The sequence below is a fragment of the Okibacterium endophyticum genome (genome assembly GCF_054780075.1).
The window spans coordinates 262,813-285,629 of record NZ_BAAGXA010000004.1; the positions used below are offsets into that span (position 1 = coordinate 262,813).

General features: G+C 65.0%; 19 protein-coding genes. 8 read left to right on the top strand and 11 right to left on the bottom strand.

The window, feature by feature from the left end:
* Positions 1-6: 6 nt before the first annotated feature.
* Positions 7-816: an SDR family NAD(P)-dependent oxidoreductase gene (locus ACYVF5_RS03605; protein ID WP_460943427.1), complete on the bottom strand. Its 810-nt coding sequence runs from the start codon at positions 814-816 to the stop codon at positions 7-9.
* 173 nt (positions 817-989) lie between these two features.
* On the opposite strand from ACYVF5_RS03605, the gene ACYVF5_RS03610 reads away from it, so the two are divergent.
* From ACYVF5_RS03610 to ACYVF5_RS03620, 3 genes are read left to right on the top strand one after another with little or no spacing between them, the layout of a single operon-like run.
* Entirely contained in the window at positions 990-1,934 is a 945-nt protein-coding gene (locus ACYVF5_RS03610; protein WP_460943429.1) for a carbohydrate ABC transporter permease, read from the top strand.
* Complete coding sequence (locus ACYVF5_RS03615) at positions 1,931-2,755, top strand: carbohydrate ABC transporter permease (RefSeq protein ID WP_460943431.1); 825 nt, start codon at positions 1,931-1,933, stop codon at positions 2,753-2,755. Before ACYVF5_RS03610 ends, ACYVF5_RS03615 begins: the two co-directional genes overlap by 4 nt.
* Positions 2,756-2,805: 50 nt before the next feature.
* Complete coding sequence (locus ACYVF5_RS03620; RefSeq protein WP_460943433.1) at positions 2,806-4,170, top strand: ABC transporter substrate-binding protein; 1,365 nt, start codon at positions 2,806-2,808, stop codon at positions 4,168-4,170.
* A gap of 130 nt (positions 4,171-4,300) precedes the next feature.
* On the opposite strand, the gene ACYVF5_RS03625 is transcribed toward ACYVF5_RS03620, so the two are convergent.
* Genes ACYVF5_RS03625 through ACYVF5_RS03645 form a run of 5 tightly spaced genes read right to left on the bottom strand, consistent with a single transcriptional unit; the run spans position 4,301 to position 9,687 of the window.
* Positions 4,301-5,143 (bottom strand): carbohydrate ABC transporter permease, encoded by an 843-nt coding sequence (locus ACYVF5_RS03625; protein ID WP_460943435.1) that lies wholly within the window; start codon positions 5,141-5,143, stop codon positions 4,301-4,303.
* Positions 5,133-6,083 (bottom strand): carbohydrate ABC transporter permease, encoded by a 951-nt coding sequence (locus ACYVF5_RS03630; RefSeq protein WP_460943437.1) that lies wholly within the window; start codon positions 6,081-6,083, stop codon positions 5,133-5,135. Before ACYVF5_RS03630 ends, ACYVF5_RS03625 begins: the two co-directional genes overlap by 11 nt.
* A gap of 9 nt (positions 6,084-6,092) precedes the next feature.
* Complete coding sequence (locus tag ACYVF5_RS03635; protein WP_460943440.1) at positions 6,093-7,412, bottom strand: ABC transporter substrate-binding protein; 1,320 nt, start codon at positions 7,410-7,412, stop codon at positions 6,093-6,095.
* A gap of 33 nt (positions 7,413-7,445) precedes the next feature.
* Positions 7,446-8,342, bottom strand: a complete 897-nt coding sequence (locus ACYVF5_RS03640) for an NAD(P)-dependent oxidoreductase (protein ID WP_460943442.1) — start codon at positions 8,340-8,342, stop codon at positions 7,446-7,448.
* 10 nt (positions 8,343-8,352) lie between these two features.
* Positions 8,353-9,687: a sulfatase family protein gene (locus ACYVF5_RS03645; protein ID WP_460943655.1), complete on the bottom strand. Its 1,335-nt coding sequence runs from the start codon at positions 9,685-9,687 to the stop codon at positions 8,353-8,355.
* A 130-nt stretch (positions 9,688-9,817) separates the two neighbouring features.
* Between ACYVF5_RS03645 and ACYVF5_RS03650 the strand changes: the two genes are divergently transcribed.
* Positions 9,818-10,771, top strand: coding sequence for a LysR family transcriptional regulator (locus tag ACYVF5_RS03650; RefSeq protein ID WP_460943444.1), 954 nt, complete (start codon positions 9,818-9,820; stop codon positions 10,769-10,771).
* 143 nt (positions 10,772-10,914) lie between these two features.
* Here the strand turns inward: ACYVF5_RS03650 and ACYVF5_RS03655 are convergent, their stop codons facing one another.
* Positions 10,915-12,627, bottom strand: coding sequence for an ABC-F family ATP-binding cassette domain-containing protein (locus ACYVF5_RS03655; RefSeq protein ID WP_460943446.1), 1,713 nt, complete (start codon positions 12,625-12,627; stop codon positions 10,915-10,917).
* A gap of 348 nt (positions 12,628-12,975) precedes the next feature.
* Positions 12,976-14,091 carry a mannose-1-phosphate guanylyltransferase gene (locus ACYVF5_RS03660; protein WP_460943448.1) on the bottom strand — a complete coding sequence of 372 codons (1,116 nt, stop codon included), beginning with the start codon at positions 14,089-14,091 and terminating at the stop codon, positions 12,976-12,978.
* 304 nt (positions 14,092-14,395) lie between these two features.
* Between ACYVF5_RS03660 and sdhC the strand changes: the two genes are divergently transcribed.
* The 4 genes from sdhC to ACYVF5_RS03680 are packed head-to-tail and all read left to right on the top strand — an operon-like array spanning position 14,396 to position 17,906.
* Positions 14,396-14,836, top strand: coding sequence for a succinate dehydrogenase, cytochrome b556 subunit (sdhC, locus tag ACYVF5_RS03665; RefSeq protein ID WP_460943450.1), 441 nt, complete (start codon positions 14,396-14,398; stop codon positions 14,834-14,836).
* 11 nt (positions 14,837-14,847) lie between these two features.
* Positions 14,848-15,297, top strand: coding sequence for a succinate dehydrogenase hydrophobic membrane anchor subunit (locus tag ACYVF5_RS03670; protein WP_460943452.1), 450 nt, complete (start codon positions 14,848-14,850; stop codon positions 15,295-15,297).
* 42 nt (positions 15,298-15,339) lie between these two features.
* Positions 15,340-17,142 (top strand): succinate dehydrogenase flavoprotein subunit, encoded by a 1,803-nt coding sequence (sdhA, locus tag ACYVF5_RS03675; protein ID WP_460943454.1) that lies wholly within the window; start codon positions 15,340-15,342, stop codon positions 17,140-17,142.
* 2 nt (positions 17,143-17,144) lie between these two features.
* Complete coding sequence (locus tag ACYVF5_RS03680; RefSeq protein WP_460943456.1) at positions 17,145-17,906, top strand: succinate dehydrogenase iron-sulfur subunit; 762 nt, start codon at positions 17,145-17,147, stop codon at positions 17,904-17,906.
* 106 nt (positions 17,907-18,012) lie between these two features.
* Here the strand turns inward: ACYVF5_RS03680 and ACYVF5_RS03685 are convergent, their stop codons facing one another.
* Genes ACYVF5_RS03685 through ACYVF5_RS03695 form a run of 3 tightly spaced genes read right to left on the bottom strand, consistent with a single transcriptional unit; the run spans position 18,013 to position 22,807 of the window.
* On the bottom strand, positions 18,013-20,448 hold the full coding sequence (locus ACYVF5_RS03685; RefSeq protein ID WP_460943458.1) for a transglutaminase-like domain-containing protein: 2,436 nt from the start codon (positions 20,446-20,448) through the stop codon (positions 18,013-18,015).
* Positions 20,445-21,827 carry a DUF58 domain-containing protein gene (locus tag ACYVF5_RS03690; protein WP_460943460.1) on the bottom strand — a complete coding sequence of 461 codons (1,383 nt, stop codon included), beginning with the start codon at positions 21,825-21,827 and terminating at the stop codon, positions 20,445-20,447. Before ACYVF5_RS03690 ends, ACYVF5_RS03685 begins: the two co-directional genes overlap by 4 nt.
* A 5-nt stretch (positions 21,828-21,832) precedes the next feature.
* Complete coding sequence (locus ACYVF5_RS03695) at positions 21,833-22,807, bottom strand: AAA family ATPase (protein WP_460943462.1); 975 nt, start codon at positions 22,805-22,807, stop codon at positions 21,833-21,835.
* Positions 22,808-22,817 lie beyond the last annotated feature (10 nt).

The following is a 22,817-nucleotide window of genomic DNA, read 5'->3' on the forward strand; positions in this document are numbered from 1 at the left end:
CGTCTACTAGATCAGCCGACCGCCGTCCACAACGATCACCTGGCCGGTGACGTAGTCCGACAGCTCTGTCGCCAGGAACTCAATGATCCGCGCACAGTCTTCAGGAGTCCCCAGTCTGCCCAGTGGAACGCGCTTGAGCATCTCCTCGAGCTGCTTCGGGTCCTGCTCGGCGAATCGGGCAAGCCACTGCCCGCTCCCGATGAACCCGGGTGCGATGGCATTGGCCGTGACACCATACGGCCCGAGCTCCTGCGCGAGATTCTGGGTATAACTGACGACAGCTGCTTTGGCAGCTGCGTAGTCAGCGCCCGCCGCGCTCGGTTCTGGTCGTGTTCCCGACACGGATGCAACGGTGATGATCTTTCCGGAACGGTGCGACTTCATGCCCGGGGCGACGGCCCGCACCGTGTTGATCGTGCCGAACAGGTTCCGTTCGAACAGGTCGTGAGCCTGACTGTCCGACAGACGTGTCGGTGTAGCCGTCGCCGTGTCGCCCACTCCTCCCCCTGCGTTGCAGACGACCACGTCGATGTGTCCCCAGTCGTCTTCGACCCGGCGCACGAACTCCTCGGTCGCGGCCTGATCCGTCACGTTCAGTTCCGACGTGATGACACGTCTGCCGAACTGCGCGATCGTGTCCGCCACGTTGCCGTTGACCAGTCGCGCGCGTTCCTGCTCGTACTCGAGCGCGGACTCGAGGTTGCGATCGCAGACCGCCACATCGGCGCCGAGGCGCGCGAGACGCAACGCATACTCCAGTCCGATGCCTCGAGCAGCTCCGGTCACGACGGCTGTCTTGCCTGCGAGGGGTTCCATCTCTTCGCTCCTTACATCCACGGAAGACCTCGGTGTCTTTTCCACTCAAAGTCCTTCCTGTGAACACTAATACATTTGCGATGATCTAAGAGCCACTTCCTAGGGAATGTTTTCATCAAATTCGCCTGCATTCACGGTTGACAGTTCATTTTCTCTGAAATAGAGTCCACGATATGCAATGGAGCCCTTCTGCTGAGACGACGACGCCGGCGGCGATGAGCCGCGGGAGCCTGCGGCATAGGATCCGCTCGCTCGGTGATATGCGAATACTCGGGATGCTGCCTTTTTTGGTCTTCGCGCTCGTCTTCCTCGTCTATCCGCTCTTCGAGGTCATACGAATGAGCGTCTCGGACATTGCTCTGTCCGGCAGCGGATTCGTCTTTCGGTTCAACGGGTTCGACAACATCGCCAGCATGCTCGCGGATCCCATGGGGTGGAGGGCCATCCTCAACACCGTGGTGTTCGTCGCAATCACGGTCGTGGGCTCGCTGATCCTCGGAGTGGCCTTGGCCATCCTGGTCGTGCGTGCTGTGCGCCTGTTGCCGCTGGCCCGTAACGTTCTCGTCTGGCCCGCCGTCATCGCGCCCGTGGTCGTCAGCCTGGTGTGGCTCCTTATCCTGAGTCCCACCGCCGGGGGATTGAACAAGCTCTTAGCCCTCTCGGGTCTTCCCTCGCAGGAGTGGCTCAATACCGGCGCGGGCGCCATGCTCGCGGTCGCTGTCGTCGATATCTGGCACTGGACGCCCGTCGTCTTCCTCTTTGCGTATACCGCGCTGCAGGGAATCGACGCGTCGATCCTCGAGGCGGCCCGGGTCGATGGGGCTTCGGAGCGAAAGACGCTCCGTCTGATCATCCTGCCTCTCCTGTGGCCCACCATCATCGGCGTCGCCCTGGTGCGGACGATCATGGGCATCAAGGCTTTCGACGAGATGTACCTTATGACGAGAGGCGGCCCGGGTGGGGCCACGACCCTGGTCTCTCAGCAGATCAAGGTCTTGTTCTTCGACGACCGGGAGTTCGGCCAAGCCTCCGCATACAGCCTGCTCGTCGTTGTGCTCACAGCACTGGTGCTCGGCGCGATCTTGTTCGCTCGAACACGGAAAGGCGCGACACTGTGAACCCGAGCCGAAGGCATCCACTCGCCGAGCTTGCCGTTGTCGCGGCGCTCATTCTCACTGTTCTCCCCATCGTCTGGCTCCTGCTGCTTGCGTTCCTCCCGAACAGGGCCATCGTTCAGCCGTTGTTCGTGTTCGACTTCTGGCTCGGAAACTTCGAGGACGTCTTCTCCGACGGCGTTTTTCCGGTTCAGATGCTCAACAGTGTGCAGATCCTCGTCGGAACTGTCGCGATCTGCATCGTCTTCGGATCCTTCGCCGGCTACTCGCTCTCGAAACTCAGGCCGCCGAGATGGATCACCCTTCCCAGTCTGCTTGTTGCAGGATTCGTTCCGCTGATTCCCCCGGCCACCCTGCTCCCCGGCTTCTACGCCCTCCTCGGCGATCTCGGCATCCTGGGAACCAACGTCGGATTGATCTGCCTCAACGCGTTTGTGAACCTGCCCTTCGCCGTTCTGCTCATGTCCACCTACTTCTCGGGCATACCCGAAGAGATCCGAGAGTCGGCGATCGTGGACGGCGCGAGCGAATGGAGAGCATTCTTCTCGATCATGGTGCCCCTCGTGCGTCCGGGCATCGCCGCCGTCGGCGTTTTCGTCGGAATCATGGCGTGGAACGAGTTCCTTATGGCGCTCACCACAACATCGGGCGGCACAACAGCGCCCCTGACGGTCGGCATAGCCGGCCTCCTCCAGCCCGAGACGATCACCTGGGGTCAGCTCGCCGCGGCGGGAACGGCCGCGGCGGTCCCTCCGATCGCGCTGGCCATCCTCGCCAACCGGCAGATCGTCGCCGGTCTGACAGCCGGGGCCGTCAAAGGATGACCGGTCTCGACAGCCCCTCCCCCGCACACTGCATCAATGAAGGAGTCAAGATGACACACCGAACACCGAAATCGCGACGACGGGTCGCACGAATCGCTGCAGGCGCCGCTGCCATGCTGAGCCTGAGCGCACTGACCGCGTGCGCCGCCGGCGGTGGCGGCGGCGGTGCGCTCGGGAGCGGAACAACCCTCGTCGTGGCCACCAGTCAAGCACCCTGGAACCCGGCGTACGAAGCCGTGGTGAAGGCCTACGAAGAGAAGACGGGCGTCACTGTCGACCTCCGCTCGTTCCCCAACGACGACGTCAAGACGCAGCAACGCAACGACATCCAGGGTCAGACCCGCACCTACGACGTGTTCCAGATCAATGAGAGCGACATGGTGAGCTTTCTCGAAGACGAGCTCGTCCAGCCGTTCTCCGAGATCGACTCGAGCTTCACGCTCGATCCAGAGGTCTTCACCTATGACAGTCTTCCCTACTGGAACGCCGACACTCAGGCTTTCGATGCGGACGGTGAGCTCACGAGCGTTCCGCTGATGGGAAACCTTCACCTGTTTATGTACCGAACGGATGTCTATGACGCCCTCGGCCTGGATGTCCCGACCACCTGGGACGACATCGTCGCGAACGGCCGCGCCGCGCTCGACGCCGGCGAGACCGAGTACGGCGGTGTCTTCCGCACTCAAGGAACACCGGGTTCAGCCTCGACGACGTTCGACTTCCAGGCCATCTTCAACGCCGAAGGGGCTCAATGGTTCGCAGACGAGGGAACCGACTGGACCCCTCAGGTGAACTCGGAGGCCGGAGTCAGAGCCGCGACGATCTACCGCCAGCTGGCAGAGCTCGGTCCTTCGGCGACGACCACGATCGGTCAGGGTCAAGCACTCGCCACGATGCAAGCCGGCGAAGCAGCCGAGACCTTCTTGGTTGCCGCGACGGGTGCGGCTATGGAAAGCGAGTCGGATTCGTCGGTGGTCGGCAAGGTCGGCTACGCCGCCCTCCCCGCGACCCCGAGCGGCACGGCGGGATCCGCCACCGGGGTCTGGAGCCTGGCTGTTCCTGTCGGGCTGTCGGAGGAACGCAGCGCGGCGGCCCTCGACTTCATCGCGTACGTGTCGTCGAAAGAGGCGATGGAGATCTTCGCCGAGAACGGCGGCATCCCGACCCGCTCAGACGCTTTCGCCCCCGAGGGAATCTCTGAGGCGAGCGAGCAGATCCTCAACGCTGCGAAAGAGACAGCCGAGAACGACCCACAGGGTCAGCTCCGCTGGTCCTTCTCGCAGAAGATGCTCGGCTTCACCGAGTCGATCCTGGAGGATATCGCGGCGGGAAAGGTCAGCCCTCAGGACGGCATGGACGACATGCAAGCACAGCTGACGGCCCTGATCCAGGCAGAGAACCTGCCGATGAAATAGGCGCCCAGACGAGCAGCACCGGCCCTGACCGACGTCGGAGGTGGTGGCCGCGATCCCCGGTTTGCGTCCCCTCGGCCATCCACAAAGTCGGTCTCCGTGCCGCCGCACCGTGACGGCACGGAGACCGTTCTCACTTCACGGCGCCGCCCGTGATGCCTCGTACCAGCCAGCGTTGAGCGACGATGGCGAGGACAACGGCGGGTGCGGAAATGATTGCGCTCGCGGCCATGAGCGCGCCGTAGTCGCTTTGCCCTTCGCCGATGAAGCTGAAAGCGACGACGGTGAGTGGGATCGTGTCTGAGTTTGAGAGGGCGAGTGCGAAGAGAAAGTAGTTCCAGGAGAAGACGAACGACAGCGTGACGGCCACGCCCATGCCGGGTGCCACCAGCGGGAGCACAATTCGCGTGAATCTGTTCCAGACTCCCGCGCCGTCGATCATTGAGGCTTCTTCGAGGCTGACCGGCACGGATTCGAAGAAGGGGATCAGCAACCAGACGCACAGCGGAAGCGTAATGATCAGATGGGCAACGACGAGAACCACGTAGTTCAGTGCGGTGTTGCTCGGCGAGCCGATGGCGACTGCGATGATAAACAGTGGCACCACGAACATGACGCCCGGTGCCATGCGCGCGATGAGCGTGACGAACGCTATCGACGTCCAGCGCAGTCGCACAGCCACGTATGCCATCGGCGCCCCCAGCGCCAACCCGACGATCGTGGACGTTCCTGCGATGACGAGGCTGTTGAGGATGTATCGGGTCAAGTCGAATCGCTGGAAGATGTTCACGAAGTTGTCGAACGTCACCGGGGACGTGACGTCGAGCGGACGGGACGTGATGTCGATCCCGTTGCGGAAGGCGGACCAGATCATGAAGGCGACGGGGCTGAAGAAGAGTATCAGCGCAACCAGATACCCGAGGTAGACCAGCAGCGTCCGCTTGCCGCGGATGAGTGTGGTGTCGTCAGTACTCAACGGTGAACCTCCTACGCGCCCAGGTGAACACGGCGGCAATGCCAAGGACGATGAGAAACAGCGTCACCTGGAGGGTGGCGGCGTAACTGGGGTCCTGATTCACGAAGGCCGCACGGTAGCCGTAGACGTTGAGTGTGTTCGTGGAGTTCACCGGCCCGCCTTGGGTCATCACGTAGATACTGTCGAAGAGACGAACGAGGTCGACGGTGCGCAAGAGCATCGCGACAGTGAGCACGGGAGCTAGAAGAGGCAGCCCGATGTGGAACGCCTTCCGGAATCCCGTCGCTCCATCTAACGCGGCGGCCTCGAAGGGCTCCACCGGCAGCGAGCGGATGCCAGCGGAAATGATCAGTGCCATAAACGGAGTCCACTGCCAGATGTCTACGATCGCGATCGCCCACGGCGCGAAGGACGGGTCGCCCAGCCACACGATGGGATCGAGCCCGAAAAAGGCAAGGATCTTTGTGGCGAGGCCGAGTGACGGGTCGTAGATGAAGATCCACAGCAGACCAACCGCCACCGACGCTGTGATTGCGGGGATCAGCATCGCTGCCAAGAAGATCTTCCGGCCACGGATGTCAAGACTGAGGAGGTAGCCCAGTCCGAGGCCCAGAACCGTCTCGATCACCAGGCAGACGACGAACAGCACGAGCGTGATGCGCAGGGAGTCGAAGAACAGCGAATCGTTGAACATGCGGGTGAAATTGTCCGCGCCGACGAAGCCGGTGTTGAGGCCGGTGGGGAGCTGCCGAGTGAATGACAGGACGATGGTGTAGACGAGAGGAGCCAACACCACGACAGCGGTGATGAGGAGCGCGGGCGATGCAAGAGGCCAGATCCCTCTCCCGAGGGGATCGTTCCTGCGCCGTGAGCGACCCCTCGCCGCAGAGGGCGCGTCTGATGGCTGCAACGGGCGGGAGGGGCCGCTCAAGGTGGTCATGGGCTACCTCTACCGGTCCTGCTGGAGGAGCGGCTTGAGGCCGGCTTGGATGGCCTGAGCTGCTTCCTCCGGCGTGGCGGAACCGAGGATGGCCGATCCGACGCCATCCCCGATCACCTTGCGCATCGCTGGAGCCTGGGTGCCGACGGGGCCGACCTCGGTGTTGCCGTTCTCTTGGATGAAAAGCACGGCGTCAGCCCACTGCTGCTCCGCGTCACTGTCGAGGGCGGCCTGGTAGTCGGCGTCGTCGAACACGGATGCGCGTGAGGGAGCGTTGCCTGCGAGGGCCATCTTCGCCTGCTGTTCTGGGCTGGTGATCCATTGCATAAAGTCCCAGGCGGCAGACTTGTTGATCGAGAACGGCGACATGGCGAGACCCCATGCCGAAATGGTGGGCATAGGGCCGTCGGCACCGCCAGGGATGTTGGCGACGCTCGTGGTCTCGGTCACAATTGATGTGTTCGGGTCCATGATGGTGGAGAACAAGTTCGTCGACTCGAGTTCGATGGCCGCACCGCCCGAAGCGAACAGGTTGGTCGACTCGTTGAATGAATAGTTCGCGACGCCGGGAGGACCGTAGCTGGCAGCGAGGTCGGTGTATTGCTTTATCGCCGTCACCGCCTTGGAGTCGTCGAAATTCGGCTCGTTGTCGTCATCAGTCCACTGCAGACCCTCGGCGTGGAAGAACGGCCCAAAAGTGTATGGCAGCGCGTCGGCGGCACCGCGTAGGGTGATCGGGACGATGGAACCCGCCGATTTCTCCTTGATCTGTGCAGCGGTGTCGATCAGCTCGTCAATCGTGGTTGGAACCTCGAGGCCCCACTGGTCGAACAGGTCCGTGCGGTAGTACATCACCGGCCCCTCGACATTGAGCGGGAGCGCCACGAGCTTGTCGTCCACCTTCATCGCCTGCAGAGCAGCGCTGGCGAAGCCCGCCGCGTCATAATCGGCTGGTGCATCCTCGACGTACTCGTCGAGCTGCTCGTAGTAGCCGGACGTAAAATACAGCGGACCTTCACGGTTAGGCAGCGACATGTACAGATCCATGTCACTGCTGCGCGACTGGAGATTGAGCTGGATCTTGTCGCGCATCTGCTGCTCGGCAAACAGCTGGGTCTTCACTTGTGGGCCGCCGAGGGCATTGTATTCGTCCACGAGTGCCGCGACCGCGTTACCGGTCGGGTTCGAGTTAAGGATGATGTTGACAGCACCTGACGGTGTCCCGTCACCATCAGGAAGGGGACCGCCCCCGCTCGAGCATGCTGCCAGTGTCACGGTGACCCCGACGAACGCGATGCTGGCGACGACTGTGTGGCGCAGCTTCTTCATGGTGCTTCCTTTCATTGGGTTGCTGTGTGATGCTCAGGGACGGTTGAGCCAGGCCCAGCCGGCGAGGCGAGCTTCGACGTTGGCGTGTCCGGCGAAGGCCGCGCCAACGAAGAACTCGTGCGCGGCATCGGCGAACAGGTGCGGGACAGTGTGTTCCCCGGCCAGAGTGGCGGCATACCGCATATCCTTCGCCGCCAGATCGGTGCGGAAGGTTCCTGAGGCGTCGACGTCGGTATCTGCTGGCGGGACGTACGCCTCCAAGTCCAGACTGTTCGTCGCTGCGCACACCTCAAGAAGACTGCGCAGCGTCGCCGCCTCAAGTCCGTCGGCTCTGCCGATCGCAAACGCTTCAGATACGAGGGCAGGGATCGCATTGGCGAGCAGGTTGCTCACGAGCTTGACCGTGTGCCCAGCGCCGATGCCTCCAGCACGAAGAATCGTCGACGCAGCCGGCTGCAGCACGCGGGTCGCCTCCTCCACGTCGTCGACTGCGCCGCCCAGTATAAGCGTCATGGTGCCCGCGTCCGCGCCGTCGACGCCCCCGTTGCAGATGGGTGCGTCGACGAAGCGGAAGCCGCGCGCTCCGAGCCCAGCGGCGACGCGGCGGGTGTCGGGCGGAAAACCCGATGACATATCGATGAGCAAGGCTGTGTTCGCGAGACCGTCGTGTAACGACCCATCCGAGAGGACTTGCTCGACGATGGCAGAGCTGGGGAGAAGGGTGATGAAGACGCTTCGATCCGCAGCGGCGTCTGCCAGGGATACTGCAATACGCGCGCCGGCGGCGCGGAGCAGTTCGAGACGCTCGGGCCTGGGGTGTGGGTCGTAGACCACGATGTCGTTGCCTGCTTCGGCTAGGCGGCGAGCCACAGGAAATCCGATATTGCCAAGCCCTGCGAAGCCGATGCGTGATGTGGCGGCTGTGTTCATGATGGCTCCTTCATGATGACGAGGTGGAGTTGGACTCCGCGCGCGCGGTCACGTCGCTGAGCGGAGGCAGAGCGTCGGTACTGCGTGTGCGGGGAGGAGGGGGCGCGACCGGCCCGGACAGCACGGGGTCGGAGGTTGCCCGCATCCACTCGTCGAGCGCTCCTGACAGCTCTGCGCGAACGATGTCGTGGGCCGGTGAGTCGATGAGGTTGACGAACTCGTCGGGGTCGGCGCGCAGGTCGTACAGTTCCTCTGGCGCATGGACAAGGCGTTCCCAGTGTGAGGACGACCGGTACGTCTCGCTGCTCAGGATGTCGCCCGGGACGGTGGGAGACACGCTCGGTTCAAGACTGCGGATGTACTTGAATCGGTTAGTCCGCACCGCTCGCAGCGGGTCATAGCCGTCGTGGTACGACTTTTCGAAGTACAGCGAGCGGGTCGCCGACGACGATTCGTCGGTCGTGCGGAGGATGCCTGCGAGGCTCTCACCGGGGAGCTCGTGCGGGATGGGAATGCCCGCCAGGTCGAGCACAGTCGGAAGGATGTCGAGATGACTGACCAGCTGTGCGTGACGGGCGGGCTCCCGACCCCACGAGCGCGGGGGGCGGGCGATCAGCGCAACCTGCACACCCGGGTCGTAGAGCGTGCTCTTGGCGCGGGGAAACGCCGCGCCATGATCCGTGGTGAACACGACCAAGGCCTCGCGACCGGCCTCCGTGTCGTCGATCGCAGAGAGCAGCCGTCCGAATGCGGTGTCGAGCTGACGCAACGCCCCATAGAAGGCGGCGAGATCCCTGCGTGTGCCCTCGGTGTCTGGCAGGTACGGGGGCACCTCGACCCGCATCGGGTCCACGGGCTCATAATCCTCTTCGGGCCAGGGACGGTGCGCCTCCCAGAAGCCGACGGTGAGGAGAAAGGGATCCGTCGTCGATGCGTCGTCGCGGCGCGTCAGCCATTCGGCGGCGAGATCGGCTACGGGTAGAGCTCGGGGAAGGAACCCGTCGCTAAGAACCGCCTGGTAGCCCAGGACTGACGGGTCGACGTTCTCGTGCTGCAGACCCACGAGGATGGTGTCATATCCGTTTCCGTTGAGGTATTCCGGAAGGGTCGTGACTCCCTCACGGTAACGCCACGCGTGGTGAACAAGACCCATGAGCCCGTGTTGGTGTGGCATCAAGCCAGTGAAGATAGACCCTCGTGCAGGAGAACACAATGGAGCGGTGGCGAAGGCTTGATCGAAGACAATCGACGACTGGCCGAACGCACGAAGTTGAGGCGTGGGCACGGTGGGGTGGCCATAGGCGGAAAGCCACGTTCCGACATCGTGACCGTGCACCAAGATCACTGATGGCTTGCGCAATCGAGACTCCGCTCTATCCGTGCGACTGATGGGCCGGGCGACCCTCGTCAAGGTTAGGCATGGACGCTATCATCTGTAAAACACGTTGTTTGACTGAGACTGATTCGGAAACCGGATGGCCAGAAGGCACTTTAACCTCGAATGGCTGGAGTCATTCCTCGCCGTGGTGGAACACGAGGGATTCACGAATGCGGGCTTGATCCTCCACCGCACGCAATCGCGGGTGAGCGCCCATATCGCCGCATTGGAGCACCAGCTGGGAGCCCGGCTCTTCGACCGGCGCAGCAATCCGGCTGCCCTCACAGAGGAGGGCCGCGCGTTCGTTCCCAGAGCGCAACGTGTACTGCACGAGTTGGAAGCGGGGTCCGCCGACGTCGCCGCGATCGGTGGTCACGCCGTCGGCCGTCTGAAGATCGGCAGTTTTCCGAGTGCAAGCGCCATGCTCCTCGCACCGCTCATCAGCGGATACGGGCGGACTTTCCCCGATGTGGAGATCGAGTTGCACGAAGGACCCGCTCGTTGGATGGAGGAGGCGCTTGCGAAGAACCGCGTCGAGGTGGCGATCCGCGCGGTCGAACCAGAGCCCGTCAGGTCGCTGCTGAGACACGTCCCGATATTTCGTGAGCCGCTGCTGCTCATCGCACGACCTGATGATGGTGTCCATACCGGCGCGGCCGACCTTCTCACTCGGCTCGGCACCGCTCCGATCATCACCATCGGCGAACCCGTCTACGAAGAATACATAGGGTACGAGTATCGCAACGTCCTGCAGCACTCTCTGGCAGAGAACATGCGCCGGATGGTCGTGAGTCAGCCGGCAACACTCGTCGCCCTCGTTCGAGCGGGGGTCGGTATGGGACTGATCGGCCGTCTCGCCGCTGAGATGGTTGGCACAACAGGCCTCGTCACGCATCAGCTGGACGACGGACGCGGGCGTTCGATAGGGCTTTTCTGGAACGGCACCAATCGCCTGTCGCATGTCGCGAGACTCTTCGTCCATGAGTTCCACGCGCACGCTCGTTCTGACCACCTCGTTCCTCTGGATTGGGATCCGACAACGGTGACCTAACCCGGCGCTGGGCAGTGCAGAGCATACCCCGACGAGCCTGGCATTCGACCTCGTGGCGGCGGCAGTCGGATGCGCGCGCCTCCACTTCCCTGCTGCCGGACGATTTGCCCGCTTACAGCCGGCCCTTTCTCACAGCCGACCGCTCAGAGCGCGAGCACCTCGCCCTGCCACCGGCGTCGCAGCCACCTGTCGTGGCTCGCGACGAGCACGGCTCCCGGATATGTGCCGAGGGCTTTCTCGAGCTCCGTCGCGAGTGAGAGCGACAGGTGGTTCGTCGGCTCGTCGAGCAGGAAGACGTGCGGAGGCCTGGCGATGATGAGCGCGAGGGCGAGCCTGCGCTGCTGCCCGATCGACAGCATCCCGACCGGCCTGTCCGCGTCACGCCGCGCGATCAGGCCGAGGGTCGTGAGCGGAACCTGCTCCGACCGTTTCGGGCCGAGCACACGCTCATAGATCGTATGTGGTGTCTCTGAGGGCTCCGGATACCTGACGTCCTGCTCGAGCAGCGCGACCCGCAGCCCGCGGCGACGACGAATGGAACCCCCGTCCAACGGCACGGTTCCGGCGAGCGCACAGAGCAGCGTCGACTTTCCGGCGCCGTTCGCCCCGGTGACGAGCAGCCGCGTGGCAGGCTCGACGCTCAGCCTGTCGAGAGCGAGCCTTCCGTTCACTCTCGCATCGGTGAGCTGCAGCAGCATCCCCTCGTCGAGCATCTGCGAGCCAGGAGGGATCCCCGCGAAGCTCAGCGGCGCTGGCGGCTTGCGCACCTGGTTCTCACGCAGCTCGTCGAGGCGGCCACGCGCATTCTTCACTCTGCGGCTGATCTGCGCGTCGACTCGTGCGCCCTTGAACACCCCGATGAACTTGTCGTTGTCGCGCGGTGCGCGATCGCGCACCTGAATCGACCTCGCCGTCACATCGACAGCGTGCGTGAGCGCGTCGAGTTCGCGCTGCTCCGCCTCGTACTGCGCCTGCCAGCGTTCACGCTCCTGCGCCTTCTCGGCGAGATATTCGGTGAACGTGCCGCCGAAGACGCTCACACCTCGCGATCCGGCAGTGCTTCCGGCAGTGCTCCTGGTGGGGTCCAGATCGATGAGACCGGTCGCGACCTCGTCGAGAAACGCACGGTCGTGACTGGCGAAGAGCACCGGGCCCTTCCAGCCGAGCAGGTGCTCGCGCAAAAAGACGACGGAGCGATCATCGAGGTGGTTCGTCGGCTCATCGAGCAGCAGGGCCGTCGGCCTCGCGACGAGCAGTGCGGCGAGCGCGAAGCGCGACCGCTGCCCGCCGCTCAGTTCGCCGAGCTCACGTTCCATCGGGATCTCGTCGATCGACAACCCGGCCAGAATCGTGTCTCGCCTGGCCTCGGCCGACCAGATGTCCGCCCGTTCCGCTGCATCGAGAGCGGCCTGGTACCGGCGAGCGGATGCCGAGCTGCCGTCGGCGAGGCCTGTCGCGGCATCCGTCAGCTCGGCTTCGATCGCACGGACCTCCGTGAGCGAGGTCTCGAGCAGATGCCGGACGGTGGCAGTTGGCGTATGCTGCATCTCCTGCCAGAGGATGCCCGTGCGCAGAGGGCGCACAACGGTCCCCGCATCCGCCTCGTCCGCGCCGGCCACGATCCGCAGCAGCGTCGATTTGCCCGCACCGTTCTCGCCGATCAGCCCGATGCGGTTGCCCGCGGGCACGGTGAACGAAACGTCGGTCAGCACCCGGCGGTCGCCGAAGGAACGCGAGACGCCGTCGACCCTGAGATGCTCGACGGGCGCCCCGGTGCCGAAGCCCGCGCCGGCCGGCGCCCCGGTTACGGAGAAGATCGCGCGGGAATGAGTGACTGTGTTCGATGATGAGTGCACGAAGAACGCCTTCGGTCGAAGCACAGGCGCACAGAGCACGCACCCTGTCGGGGTACGGAGCTGGAAGGTGCGCCTGTCATGGAGCTCGCCGGGCGGATGCGCCTCGGACGCGAGCAGGATGACGGCGTCACAACTTCACGATCGACAAGCATAGGCGGTTCACGCCACGTTGTCCAGTGTCGTTCCGCCGCGACACCGGGCAGGTCGGTCGGAACGCGGGCGGTGCGACTCCGGCGTTCGATGCCACATCCGCGCGAGACACCGGCCTGCCTCGCGGTGCACACGACGCCTCTCTGCGGAACCGTCTCCGTTGTCACAGAACGCCCCCGTTTTTCACGGAACGCCCCGTTAGAGAACGTCTCCGCGCCCAGAGAGCTTGAGGGCGTCGACGACGCTCTTCACCCGTTGCGCGTTCTCGCTCGTCGTCACCAGCAGGGCATCCGGGGTGTCGACGACCACGATGTTCTTCACGCCGATGAGGCTGATCACCCGATTGCTGTGGCTGACCACGATGCCGCTCGACGCGTCTGCCAGCACCCTGGCGTTCTCGCCGAGGATCGCCAGGTCGGTCTGGCGCCCACCGGAGTTCAGCTTGGCCAGCGACGCGAAGTCTCCGACGTCGTCCCAGTCGAAGAGGCCCGGCACAACGGCGAGCCGACCGGCAGCCGCCGCGGGCTCGGCGATCGCATAGTCGATGGCGACCTTCTCGAGGTCGGGCCAGATGCGGTCGACGGCCGGGCCCCTGGTGGCGGGGTCGTCCCAGACGGATGCCAGTTCGACCACCCTCGCGTGCAGCTCGGGGCGATTTCGTTCGAGTTCGGAGAGCAGCACGTCCGCGCGCGAGATGAACATTCCGGCGTTCCAGAGGTAGTCCCCCGCGGACAGGTATCGCTTGGCCGTTTTGAGGTCCGGTTTCTCGACGAACGAATCGACGAGCATCGCCTGGTCTGCCGCCGGCACGCTGAGTGCCGCTCCGGAGCGGATGTATCCGAAAGCGATGGCGGGCTCTGTCGGCTGAATGCCGATCGTGGTGATGTAGCCCGCCTCTGCGGTGTGCACGGCCTGCACCACGGCGGCTCGGAACAGCCGGTCTCCCCTGATCACGTGATCGGCGGCGAACGAGCCGATGATGACATCCGGTTCGCGTGTGGCCAGGATCGCCGCGGCCAGGCAGATGGCCGCCGTCGACTCTCGCGGCTCGCTCTCGAGCACAACGTTGTGGTCCTTGAGGTCTGGCAGCTGCTCCTCGACCGCCCGGCGGTGCGCGCGACCGGTGACGACCATGATGCGCTGGTCGCCAGACAGCGGGGCGAGGCGATCCCAGGTGCTGCGGAGCAGTGTGCTGCCCGAGCCGGTGAGGTCGTGCAGAAACTTGGGGGCGTCTGCGCGCGAGAGCGGCCAGAGCCTGGAACCGATGCCACCCGCCGGGATCACACTGTAGAAACGCTCAAGAGCACTGGACATGTCTCCAGGGTAGCCGGGCTCGCGAGTCGCACCCCTCTCTGTGACCTTTGCGGACGTAGGTGGCCGGCGTAACGAGCACACTCGTCCGCAAAGGTCACAGAGAGGGGCCGCGAGCAGACAGGGGGCCGCGAGCAGACAAGCAGGCACGGGAAATCTCTCGACGTCAAGATACTTAGGCATGCCTTACGGGACATGCGTCTGCCTCTCGCCATAGACTGGAGGCACGCGCCGGCGCGACGCACGGCCGCCAACGGCGGCCGAAAGCTTCGACCAGGCGAAAGCTTCGACCAGGGAGGGCCCGTTCGTGTCAGTGAAGACTGCAGGAACTCCGCCAACGCCGTCACGGGCACCAGATCCGTCCACAACGACATCGCCCCGCCCCGCGGGGACTCTGTACCGTGGCCGCGAAGGCATGTGGTCGTGGGTGCTCCACCGCATCACCGGTGTCGCGATCTTCTTCTTCCTGCTCGTGCATATTCTCGACACCGCGCTCGTGCGTGTCTCGCCAGAGGCGTACAACGCGGTGATCAGCACCTACCAGACCCCGATCATGGGCCTGGGTGAGGTCGCGCTCGTCGGGGCCATCGCCTTCCACGCCTTCAACGGCCTGCGCATCATCCTCATCGACTTCTGGTCGAAGGGCACGCGTTACCAGACGCTGATGTTCTGGATCGTCATCGCCCTCTGGACGATCACGATGCTCGGCTTCACACCCCGCCACCTGATCAACGTGTTCGGTCACTGAGAGGAGAAGACATGTCTGCAACCATCGAAGCTCCTCGCTCCCCGATTCACCCCGCACGCAAGAAGGGCGTGAACTGGGAGAAATGGGGCTGGATCTACATGCGAGCCTCCGGCGTCGTTCTCGTTGTGCTGATCTTCGGCCACCTGTTCGTGAACCTGATCGTCGGCGAAGGCGTCAGCGCCATCGACTTCGGCTTCGTCGCCGGCAAGTGGGCGGATCCCTTCTGGCAGTGGTGGGATGCCGCGATGCTCTGGCTCGCGCTGATCCACGGCGGCAACGGCATGCGCACCCTCGTCAACGACTACGCGCGCGGCACGACGATCAGGAGCATCCTGAAGGTCGCCATCCTCGCCGCCGTCGTCGTTCTCATCGTGCTCGGCACCCTCGTCGTCTTCACCTTCGACCCGTGCCCGGTCGTGAGCCCGGACCAGGCACACCTCCTCCCCTCGTTCTGCAACTAAACCCCCACGCGTGAAAAGACGGATGCCTCTGTGACTGACTCTGTGACTGACGCCACCTCGGACTCGACAATCATCGACGGAGTCCACTACCACCAGTTCGACGTCGTGATCGTCGGCGCAGGCGGCGCCGGCATGCGGGCCGCGATCGAAGCCGGCCCCGGCGCGAAGACCGCTGTGATCTCGAAGCTCTATCCCACCCGGTCCCACACGGGGGCGGCACAGGGCGGCATGGCCGCAGCCCTCGCGAACGTCGAAGAGGACAGCTGGGAATGGCACACCTTCGACACCGTCAAGGGCGGCGACTATCTGGTCGATCAGGATGCCGCCGAGATCCTGGCCAAAGAGGCAATCGACGCGGTCATCGACCTCGAGAACATGGGCCTGCCGTTCAACCGAACACCCGAGGGCAAGATCGACCAGCGTCGCTTCGGCGGGCATACGAGGGACCACGGCAAGTCGCCGGTCCGGCGCGCGTGCTATGCGGCTGACCGCACCGGGCACATGATCCTGCAGACGCTGTTCCAGAACTGCGTCAGGCTCGGCATCAACTTCTTCAACGAGTTCTATGTGCTCGACGTGGTGATGAGCAACGTCGACGGTGTCGACCAGCCCGCCGGCGTCGTCGCATACGAGCTGTCCACGGGTGACCTGCACGTCTTCCATTCGAAGGCCATCATCTTCGCCACGGGCGGCTTCGGCAAGATCTACAAGACGACATCCAACGCCCACACCCTCACCGGCGACGGCGTCGGCATCATCTGGCGCAAGCGTCTTCCGCTCGAAGACATGGAGTTCTTCCAGTTCCACCCGACAGGCCTTGCCGGCCTCGGCATCCTCCTCACCGAGGGTGCACGCGGCGAGGGAGCGATCCTGCGCAACGCCTCAGGCGAGCGGTTCATGGAGCGCTACGCGCCGACCATCAAGGACCTCGCGCCGCGCGACATCGTCGCACGTTGTATGGTGCAAGAGGTCGCAGAGGGCCGCGGCGCCGGCCCGAACAAGGACTACGTGTACCTCGACTGCACACACCTGGGCGCAGAGGTCCTCGAGACCAAGCTCCCCGACATCACCGAGTTCGCCCGCACCTATCTCGGCGTCGACCCGGTCACCGAGCCCGTTCCCGTGATGCCGACGGCGCACTACGCGATGGGCGGCATCCCGACCAACGTCAAGGCAGAGGTTCTGCGCGACAACACAACCGTTGTGCCCGGCCTGTATGCGGCGGGCGAGTGTGCGTGCGTCTCTGTGCACGGCTCGAACCGGCTCGGCACGAACTCGCTGCTCGACATCAACGTGTTCGGCAAGCGCGCGGGCAACAACGCCGTCGAATACGTCAAGACCGCCGACTGGCTGCCCCTGCCAGAGGATCCCGCCGCCAGCGTGCGAAACATGATCGAGGGCATCCGAAACGCCGGCGGCACCGAGAACATCGCGACGCTGCGCAAAGAGCTGCAGGACCAGATGGACCGGAACGCCCAGGTGTTCCGCACAGACGAGTCCCTCGGGCTCGTCACGCAGACCATCCACGAGCTGCGGGATCGTTACCGCAACATCTCGGTGCAGGACAAGGGCAAGCGCTTCAACACCGACCTGCTCGAGGCCGTCGAGCTCGGGTTCCTGCTCGACCTCGCCGAGGTCGTGGTCTATTCCGCCCGCAACCGCAAAGAAAGCCGTGGCGGGCACATGCGCGACGACTACCCCAAGCGCGACGACGAGACCTACATGAAGCACACGATGGCCTACCTCACCGGCGACCCTCACTCGTCGACGGCAGAGGACCACATCAAACTCGATTGGAAGCCCGTGGTCATCACGAACTACCAGCCGATGGAGAGGAAGTACTAGTCATGTCGACAGCCACCCTCGAAAACGCGCCGGCCGAGAGCGACGCCATCGAATCGTTCACCGTCACGCTGCTGATCCGTCGTTACAACCCGGAGCTCGACGACGAGCCCAAGTGGGTCGACTACGACGTCGAGATGTATGCCACCGATCGCATCCTCGACGCCCTGCACAAGATCAAGTGGGAGCAGGACGGATCGCTCACGTTCCGTCGTTCGTGCGCGCACGGCATCTGCGGGTCGGACGCCATGCGCATCAACGGTCGCAACCGTCTCGCGTGCAAAACCCTGATCAAGGATCTCGACATCTCGAAGCCGATCTATGTCGAGGCGATCAAAGGCCTTCCGCTCGAGAAGGATCTCGTCGTCGACATGGAGCCGTTCTTCGCGTCGTACCGTGAGGTGCAGCCGTTCCTGCAGGCGAAGACGAAGCCCGGCGCCGGCAAGGAACGTGTGCAGTCTGTTGCGGACCGCGCCCGCTTCGACGACACCACCAAGTGCATACTCTGCGCCGCGTGCACGTCGTCGTGCCCGGTGTTCTGGACCGACGGGCAGTACTTCGGCCCGGCCGCCATCGTCAACGCCCACCGCTTCATCTTCGACTCCCGCGACGACGAGGCCAAGGTGCGCCTCGACATCCTCAACGACAAAGAGGGCGTGTGGCGTTGCCGCACCACGTTCAACTGCACCGAGGCCTGCCCCCGCGGCATCCAGGTGACGCAGGCGATCGCCGAGGTCAAGCAGGCGATCATGCGCGGCAAGCCGTAGGCGCTGCGGCGCGAAGGCGCCACGCGCGCTTTCTTTTGTGACGCGCTACCCGAGCTAGGGGCGCGCGTCGCAACATGTGTAGCGCGTGGTGAACCGCCGGTCAGCTTCACTCCTCGCGCGGCGGGCGCCTGCGCGAGCGGCCAGCAGACAGCGACCGCAACGACACGGCGGCGCGCAGCTTCTCGCGCCGGGTGCGGCCCGAGTCGAACGAGCGCCGCAGGTCGTCGACCGCGATCCAGACGCGGTCGGCGTCTTCGTGGCTCGGTCGTTCGAGCGAGAACGTCGCCCGGTCGGCAACGGATGCCAGCGCGAGCGCCCGATTCCCGCCGACGGCTGCCGCGGTCTCCCGCCTGGTGGCAGACGGCGGTGGCTCGACACCGTGGTCGACGGCGGCGTCTCTGAACTCCTGCCAACCGCCCCTGATGCGGTCGGCGGGATCGGGTCTCGTCCGGCGGAGCGAGCGCCGCCTGACCTTCGCAGCGATCACCACGAGGAACGGCGCGGCGACGATCGCGGTCACGACGACGACCCAGGCGAGCACCTGCGCGATCAGCAACAGCAACTTGAGCAGCGGGTCTTCCTCTGGCTGCTCGTCGTCTTCCGTGGTATCGGGGTGACTCTGCTCGGCCTCGTGTTCTTCTTCTTCGAGCGGAGGCTCGACGACGGTCTGCGGTCTCGCGACGGTCGTCGGGTCCTCTGGCTGCTTCTCGGGAATCTCGCGCACGGGAGGAGTCGGGTCGACGGTCAGCCAGCGTCCGGAGTCGTCCTGCACCTCGATCCAGGCGTGCACGTCTGACCCGGTGAACGTGACGGGATCTTCCGCAGACGTCCCGCCTGCCCCCGCCTCTGCCCCGGCTTCTCCCCCGGCGCCGGCGGCGCCTCCGGGAATGAAGCCCATGACCACTCGCGCAGGAAACCCGAGTTCACGCGCCATCAGCGCGGCAGCGACCGCATACTGTTCCTGGTCGCCGAGCATCGGCTTCTCGGTGAACAGCTCAGACAGGCGGTCGGAACCGTGCCCTGACCTGCTCACCGGCTCGTCGTCAGAGACTCCGTGGCTGATGTATCCCTCTGCTCTGAGGGCCTCGATCATGGCCACGAGTTTCTCGCCGGCGCCGTCGACGTCACCGGTCCAGACCTCGAGCTGGTCGAGCATCTCTGCCGGCGGCTCTTCGAACGTCGGCAGCGAGGTCGCCGCTGGGCTGATGCCGGCGAGCTCCTGCAGGGTGGGAACGGGAACGACCACTGACGTCTCGCGGTACCCGTCGCCGGCGCTGAGGCCAGCGAGCACCGCGGAGGTCGCGCTGTTGTCGTTGTAGAAGAACTCGCTCGTCAGTGCCGCCCGATTGCCGCCCGAGAACGACATCTCGGCGAGCTGCCCGATCCCGGGCACCCACACCCCGCTGTATCCCTCGACGGTCACGTCGAGGGTGACGGATTCACCCTGTGCCGGCTGCTCGAGCCGATACGGCACGCGGGTGAAGGTTCCCGAGGCGCTTTTATGCTCGGCGCTCCCGACGGAGAACACCACGCCGTCCCAGGTGTCGAGGGCGGCGATCCGCACGCGCTTGTCGTCGGGCAGCCCAGACACCGTGAGCAGTGGTTCGTCGGCGTTCTCGGGTTGCAGGTATGCCCTGAAGGCGGCGAGCGGACTCGAATAGGCCCGCGGATCGAACGGCTTCTCGATGTGGGTGCGGATGACGTCGCGCTCCGACGACGGTGGCGCCACAGAGGCGAGTGCTGCTCCCCCGAACGCCGCGGAGGCGATGATCACCGAAGCCCCGGCGAGGGTGACGAGTGCAGACCTGCGTCGTTCCCGTGACGACGACCGCACACTGCCGACGGCCGCACCGTGGCGACGCTCCCGGTGTCGCTCACGGCTCACGCGCATCCACACCAGCCAGATCAGCGTGACCACGATCAGGGCGACGCCGAGCGCCACAGACCACCATTCGGTGCTTCTGCCGAGGGCGATGCCGAGTGCCGCGAGCAGGAACGGCGGGATGCCGGCGACGGCCGAGTGCCGGAGCCGGGTTGCGATCGACACGGTCGCCGCGGTTGTGACGACGATCGAGAGCATCGCCGGCGCGAGCAGGCTTTCGAACGATCCGACGGGTGTGACGATCGTGACGAGTTGCTTGAAGCCGAAGGTGGAGCCCTCGAGCAGCGCGAGAAAGCCCGGCCAGGTGGGCAGCACAGCTGCGGCGGCCTGATTCGGCACGGCGAGTTGCACCCCCGCGGCGAGGTAGGTCACGATGAGAACGGCGACGGTGAGGATGCCCGGCCATCTGAAGAGGGTTCCGAGCGCCGCGATGATCGCGGCGAGGCCCGCGGACACCACGGCCATCACAACGAACTGGGGGCTCTGGTAGATCGGCCACCAGACAGCTGCGGCGACGGCGATCGCCACGAGCGCGAACAGGGTCGTGGTGATGACGGCGCCCGGATGCCTGCCGTGTGTGCGATGGTCGGTCCGTGACGCCATCCGCCCCCCTGCCGAGCCCGTCGGAGCCGCGACGGAGCCCAGGCCCACGCCGCTCATGCCGCCGCTCGCATCAGGGAGTTCCTCAGGTCGTCGAGGAACCCGATGGTGATCACGGTGAGTGCACCCGCACGTTTGACGCTCGGGGTGATCTCGGGATCGCACACGATCGCAACCGCTTCGACACCGGCGGGAAAGTGTTGCGAGGCCTGCCGGAGCATCGACCCCGTCGGCGTCGATCCGCAGACGAGAAAGGCGAGCGAGATGCCCGCCACGGAGTCTGCGGCCACCCGAGCGAGGTCGGCGATGCCGAGTGCGCGAGACGAGGTGTCGACGCGGCTCAGGTCGTCGAGCAGGCGCGTGGGACTGACCGCGGCGAGCGAACGCATCGCGAGCACGCGCTTTCGGGCGAACTCCGGTGTGGACTCGCTGACGGCCACCGTGACCGTGCGCGCATCCCGGATCGCCCGCACACCGAGGGAGCCGGCTGCGCTCACGGCCATCTCGAACTCGTCGTCGTTCAGGTAATCGCCCTCGAACAGGCTGAGCGCCACCATCAGATGGCTGCGTCTCGTCTGCTCGAACTGCCGGACCATGTGCTGCCCGGTCTTCGCCGTGCTCTTCCAGTGGATGTTCCTGCGCTCGTCGCCTGGCACGTACTCGCGGAGCGCGTGGAACGAGATGTCGCTCGAGGTGAGATCCCGCGTCGGGTTTCCCTCGAGGTCACGGACGAACCCCGAGCTCATGCTGGGGATCGAGATCGTCTGCGGGTGCACGAACAGGTCGACGCTCGTCTCCCACTCGCGCTCACGGCGCACGAGCCCGATCGGGTCTGCCCGGACAGTGCGTGCCGGCCCGACGGTGATCACACCGCGATGCAGGGCGGGAACACTGAAGACGTCCTCGTACTCCGAACCCGCCGAGAGCACGGGCACCTGAAAGTCGGCGCGCCCCTCGCCCACGGGCACCTCGACGCGCGCACCCCCCAGCAGCCGCTTCGTCGGGTTGCGCACGGTGATCTGCCCGACAGCCGTCTCGCCGACGGTCACACGGTTCACGGGCATCCCGAGGTTCGCCTCGTGCACGGTGCGCCCGATCAGGAACAGCACGGCGGCGGCGACGACGATCAGCCCGGCCCACGCAATCGCGACGAGCTCGGACCAGGCGAAGCCGTAGCCGACGACGAACGCGGCGACGACGCCGAGCGCGATTCCCCACCCGAGTGGGGTGATGACGTCGGTGAGCACAGCCCACCAGACACGCGCGACCGCGGCGACCTGCCGGGCGACGCGTGCGACGAAGACGACGGAGTCGGCGAGAACTCCCTCTCTCGTGCCGACGAGCCTCGTGCGGGCGTTGTCGAGCTGCGTCTGACCGGCCGTGGCGTCAGAACGCGTGGTGCGGCCTGTGTCGCCGCGTGGTGCTCGTGTGCCCGCCATCGGCCTCAGGGCCTCGCTGCAACGGCATCGACGGGGGGCGCCGCCTCGATGAGCACCTTCGAGATCACGCTCGAGGCTGTCACACCGTCGAACTCGGCCTCTGCGTCGAGCACCAGGCGGTGGGCGAGCACGGGCTCGGCGAGCGACTTGACGTCGTCTGGCGTGACGAAGGCGCGGCCGGATGCCGCGGCGAAGGTCTTCGAGGCACGGATCAGCGCGAGCGCACCGCGAACGCTCGCGCCGAGCGTGACCTCGCTCGCGGTGCGCGTGGCGTCGACGAGTCTGGCGACGTAGTCGTTGATGGTGGCGTCTGCATACACCGTCGTCGCCACGGCGATCATCTCGGTGATGGTCGACGCGGGAACGATCGGCGGCACACGGACGGCAGCGGCGTTCTCTGACTCTTCGAGGATGCGGATGGTCGTCTGGTGATCCGGATATCCGATCGAGGTGCGCATTAGGAACCTGTCGAGCTGTGCCTCTGGAAGGCGGTAGGTGCCTGCCTGCTCGATCGGGTTCTGGGTGGCGATCACCATAAACGGCGCGCCGACGGGGTGAGACACGCCGTCGACCGTGACGTGCCCTTCTTCCATCACCTCGAGCAGCGCCGACTGCGTCTTCGGACTCGCGCGGTTGATCTCATCGGCAAGCACCACGTTCGCGAAGATCGGGCCGTGGTGAAAGTCGAATGCACCGCTGCGCTGGTCGTAGATCGAGACGCCCGTGATATCGCCGGGGAGCAGATCCGGTGTGAACTGCACACGGTTCGATGTGCCGTCGATGCTCTCGGCGAGAGCGCGCGCGAGAGAGGTCTTGCCCGTGCCCGGCACGTCTTCGAGCAGCAGATGACCACGGGACAGCATCGACACCACGGCGAGCCTGATCACGTGGTTCTTGCCGAGGAGCACCTGCTCGACGTTGTCGACGATGCTCTCGGTGACGTCGGCGAACCAGCTCGCCTGTTCCGCTGTCATTGTCATTCGTGTGCGC

Coding starts and splice junctions, on each gene's coding strand:
- ACYVF5_RS03605 (WP_460943427.1), bottom strand. CDS start 816: ATGGAACCCCTCGCAGGCAAGACAGCCGTCGTGACCGGAGCTGCTCGA.
- ACYVF5_RS03610 (WP_460943429.1), top strand. CDS start 990: ATGCAATGGAGCCCTTCTGCTGAGACGACGACGCCGGCGGCGATGAGC.
- ACYVF5_RS03620 (WP_460943433.1), top strand. CDS start 2,806: ATGACACACCGAACACCGAAATCGCGACGACGGGTCGCACGAATCGCT.
- ACYVF5_RS03630 (WP_460943437.1), bottom strand. CDS start 6,083: ATGACCACCTTGAGCGGCCCCTCCCGCCCGTTGCAGCCATCAGACGCG.
- ACYVF5_RS03635 (WP_460943440.1), bottom strand. CDS start 7,412: ATGAAGAAGCTGCGCCACACAGTCGTCGCCAGCATCGCGTTCGTCGGG.
- ACYVF5_RS03640 (WP_460943442.1), bottom strand. CDS start 8,342: ATGAACACAGCCGCCACATCACGCATCGGCTTCGCAGGGCTTGGCAAT.
- ACYVF5_RS03650 (WP_460943444.1), top strand. CDS start 9,818: ATGGCCAGAAGGCACTTTAACCTCGAATGGCTGGAGTCATTCCTCGCC.
- ACYVF5_RS03660 (WP_460943448.1), bottom strand. CDS start 14,091: ATGTCCAGTGCTCTTGAGCGTTTCTACAGTGTGATCCCGGCGGGTGGC.
- ACYVF5_RS03670 (WP_460943452.1), top strand. CDS start 14,848: ATGTCTGCAACCATCGAAGCTCCTCGCTCCCCGATTCACCCCGCACGC.
- ACYVF5_RS03680 (WP_460943456.1), top strand. CDS start 17,145: ATGTCGACAGCCACCCTCGAAAACGCGCCGGCCGAGAGCGACGCCATC.
- ACYVF5_RS03685 (WP_460943458.1), bottom strand. CDS start 20,448: ATGAGCGGCGTGGGCCTGGGCTCCGTCGCGGCTCCGACGGGCTCGGCA.
- ACYVF5_RS03690 (WP_460943460.1), bottom strand. CDS start 21,827: ATGGCGGGCACACGAGCACCACGCGGCGACACAGGCCGCACCACGCGT.
- ACYVF5_RS03695 (WP_460943462.1), bottom strand. CDS start 22,807: ATGACAATGACAGCGGAACAGGCGAGCTGGTTCGCCGACGTCACCGAG.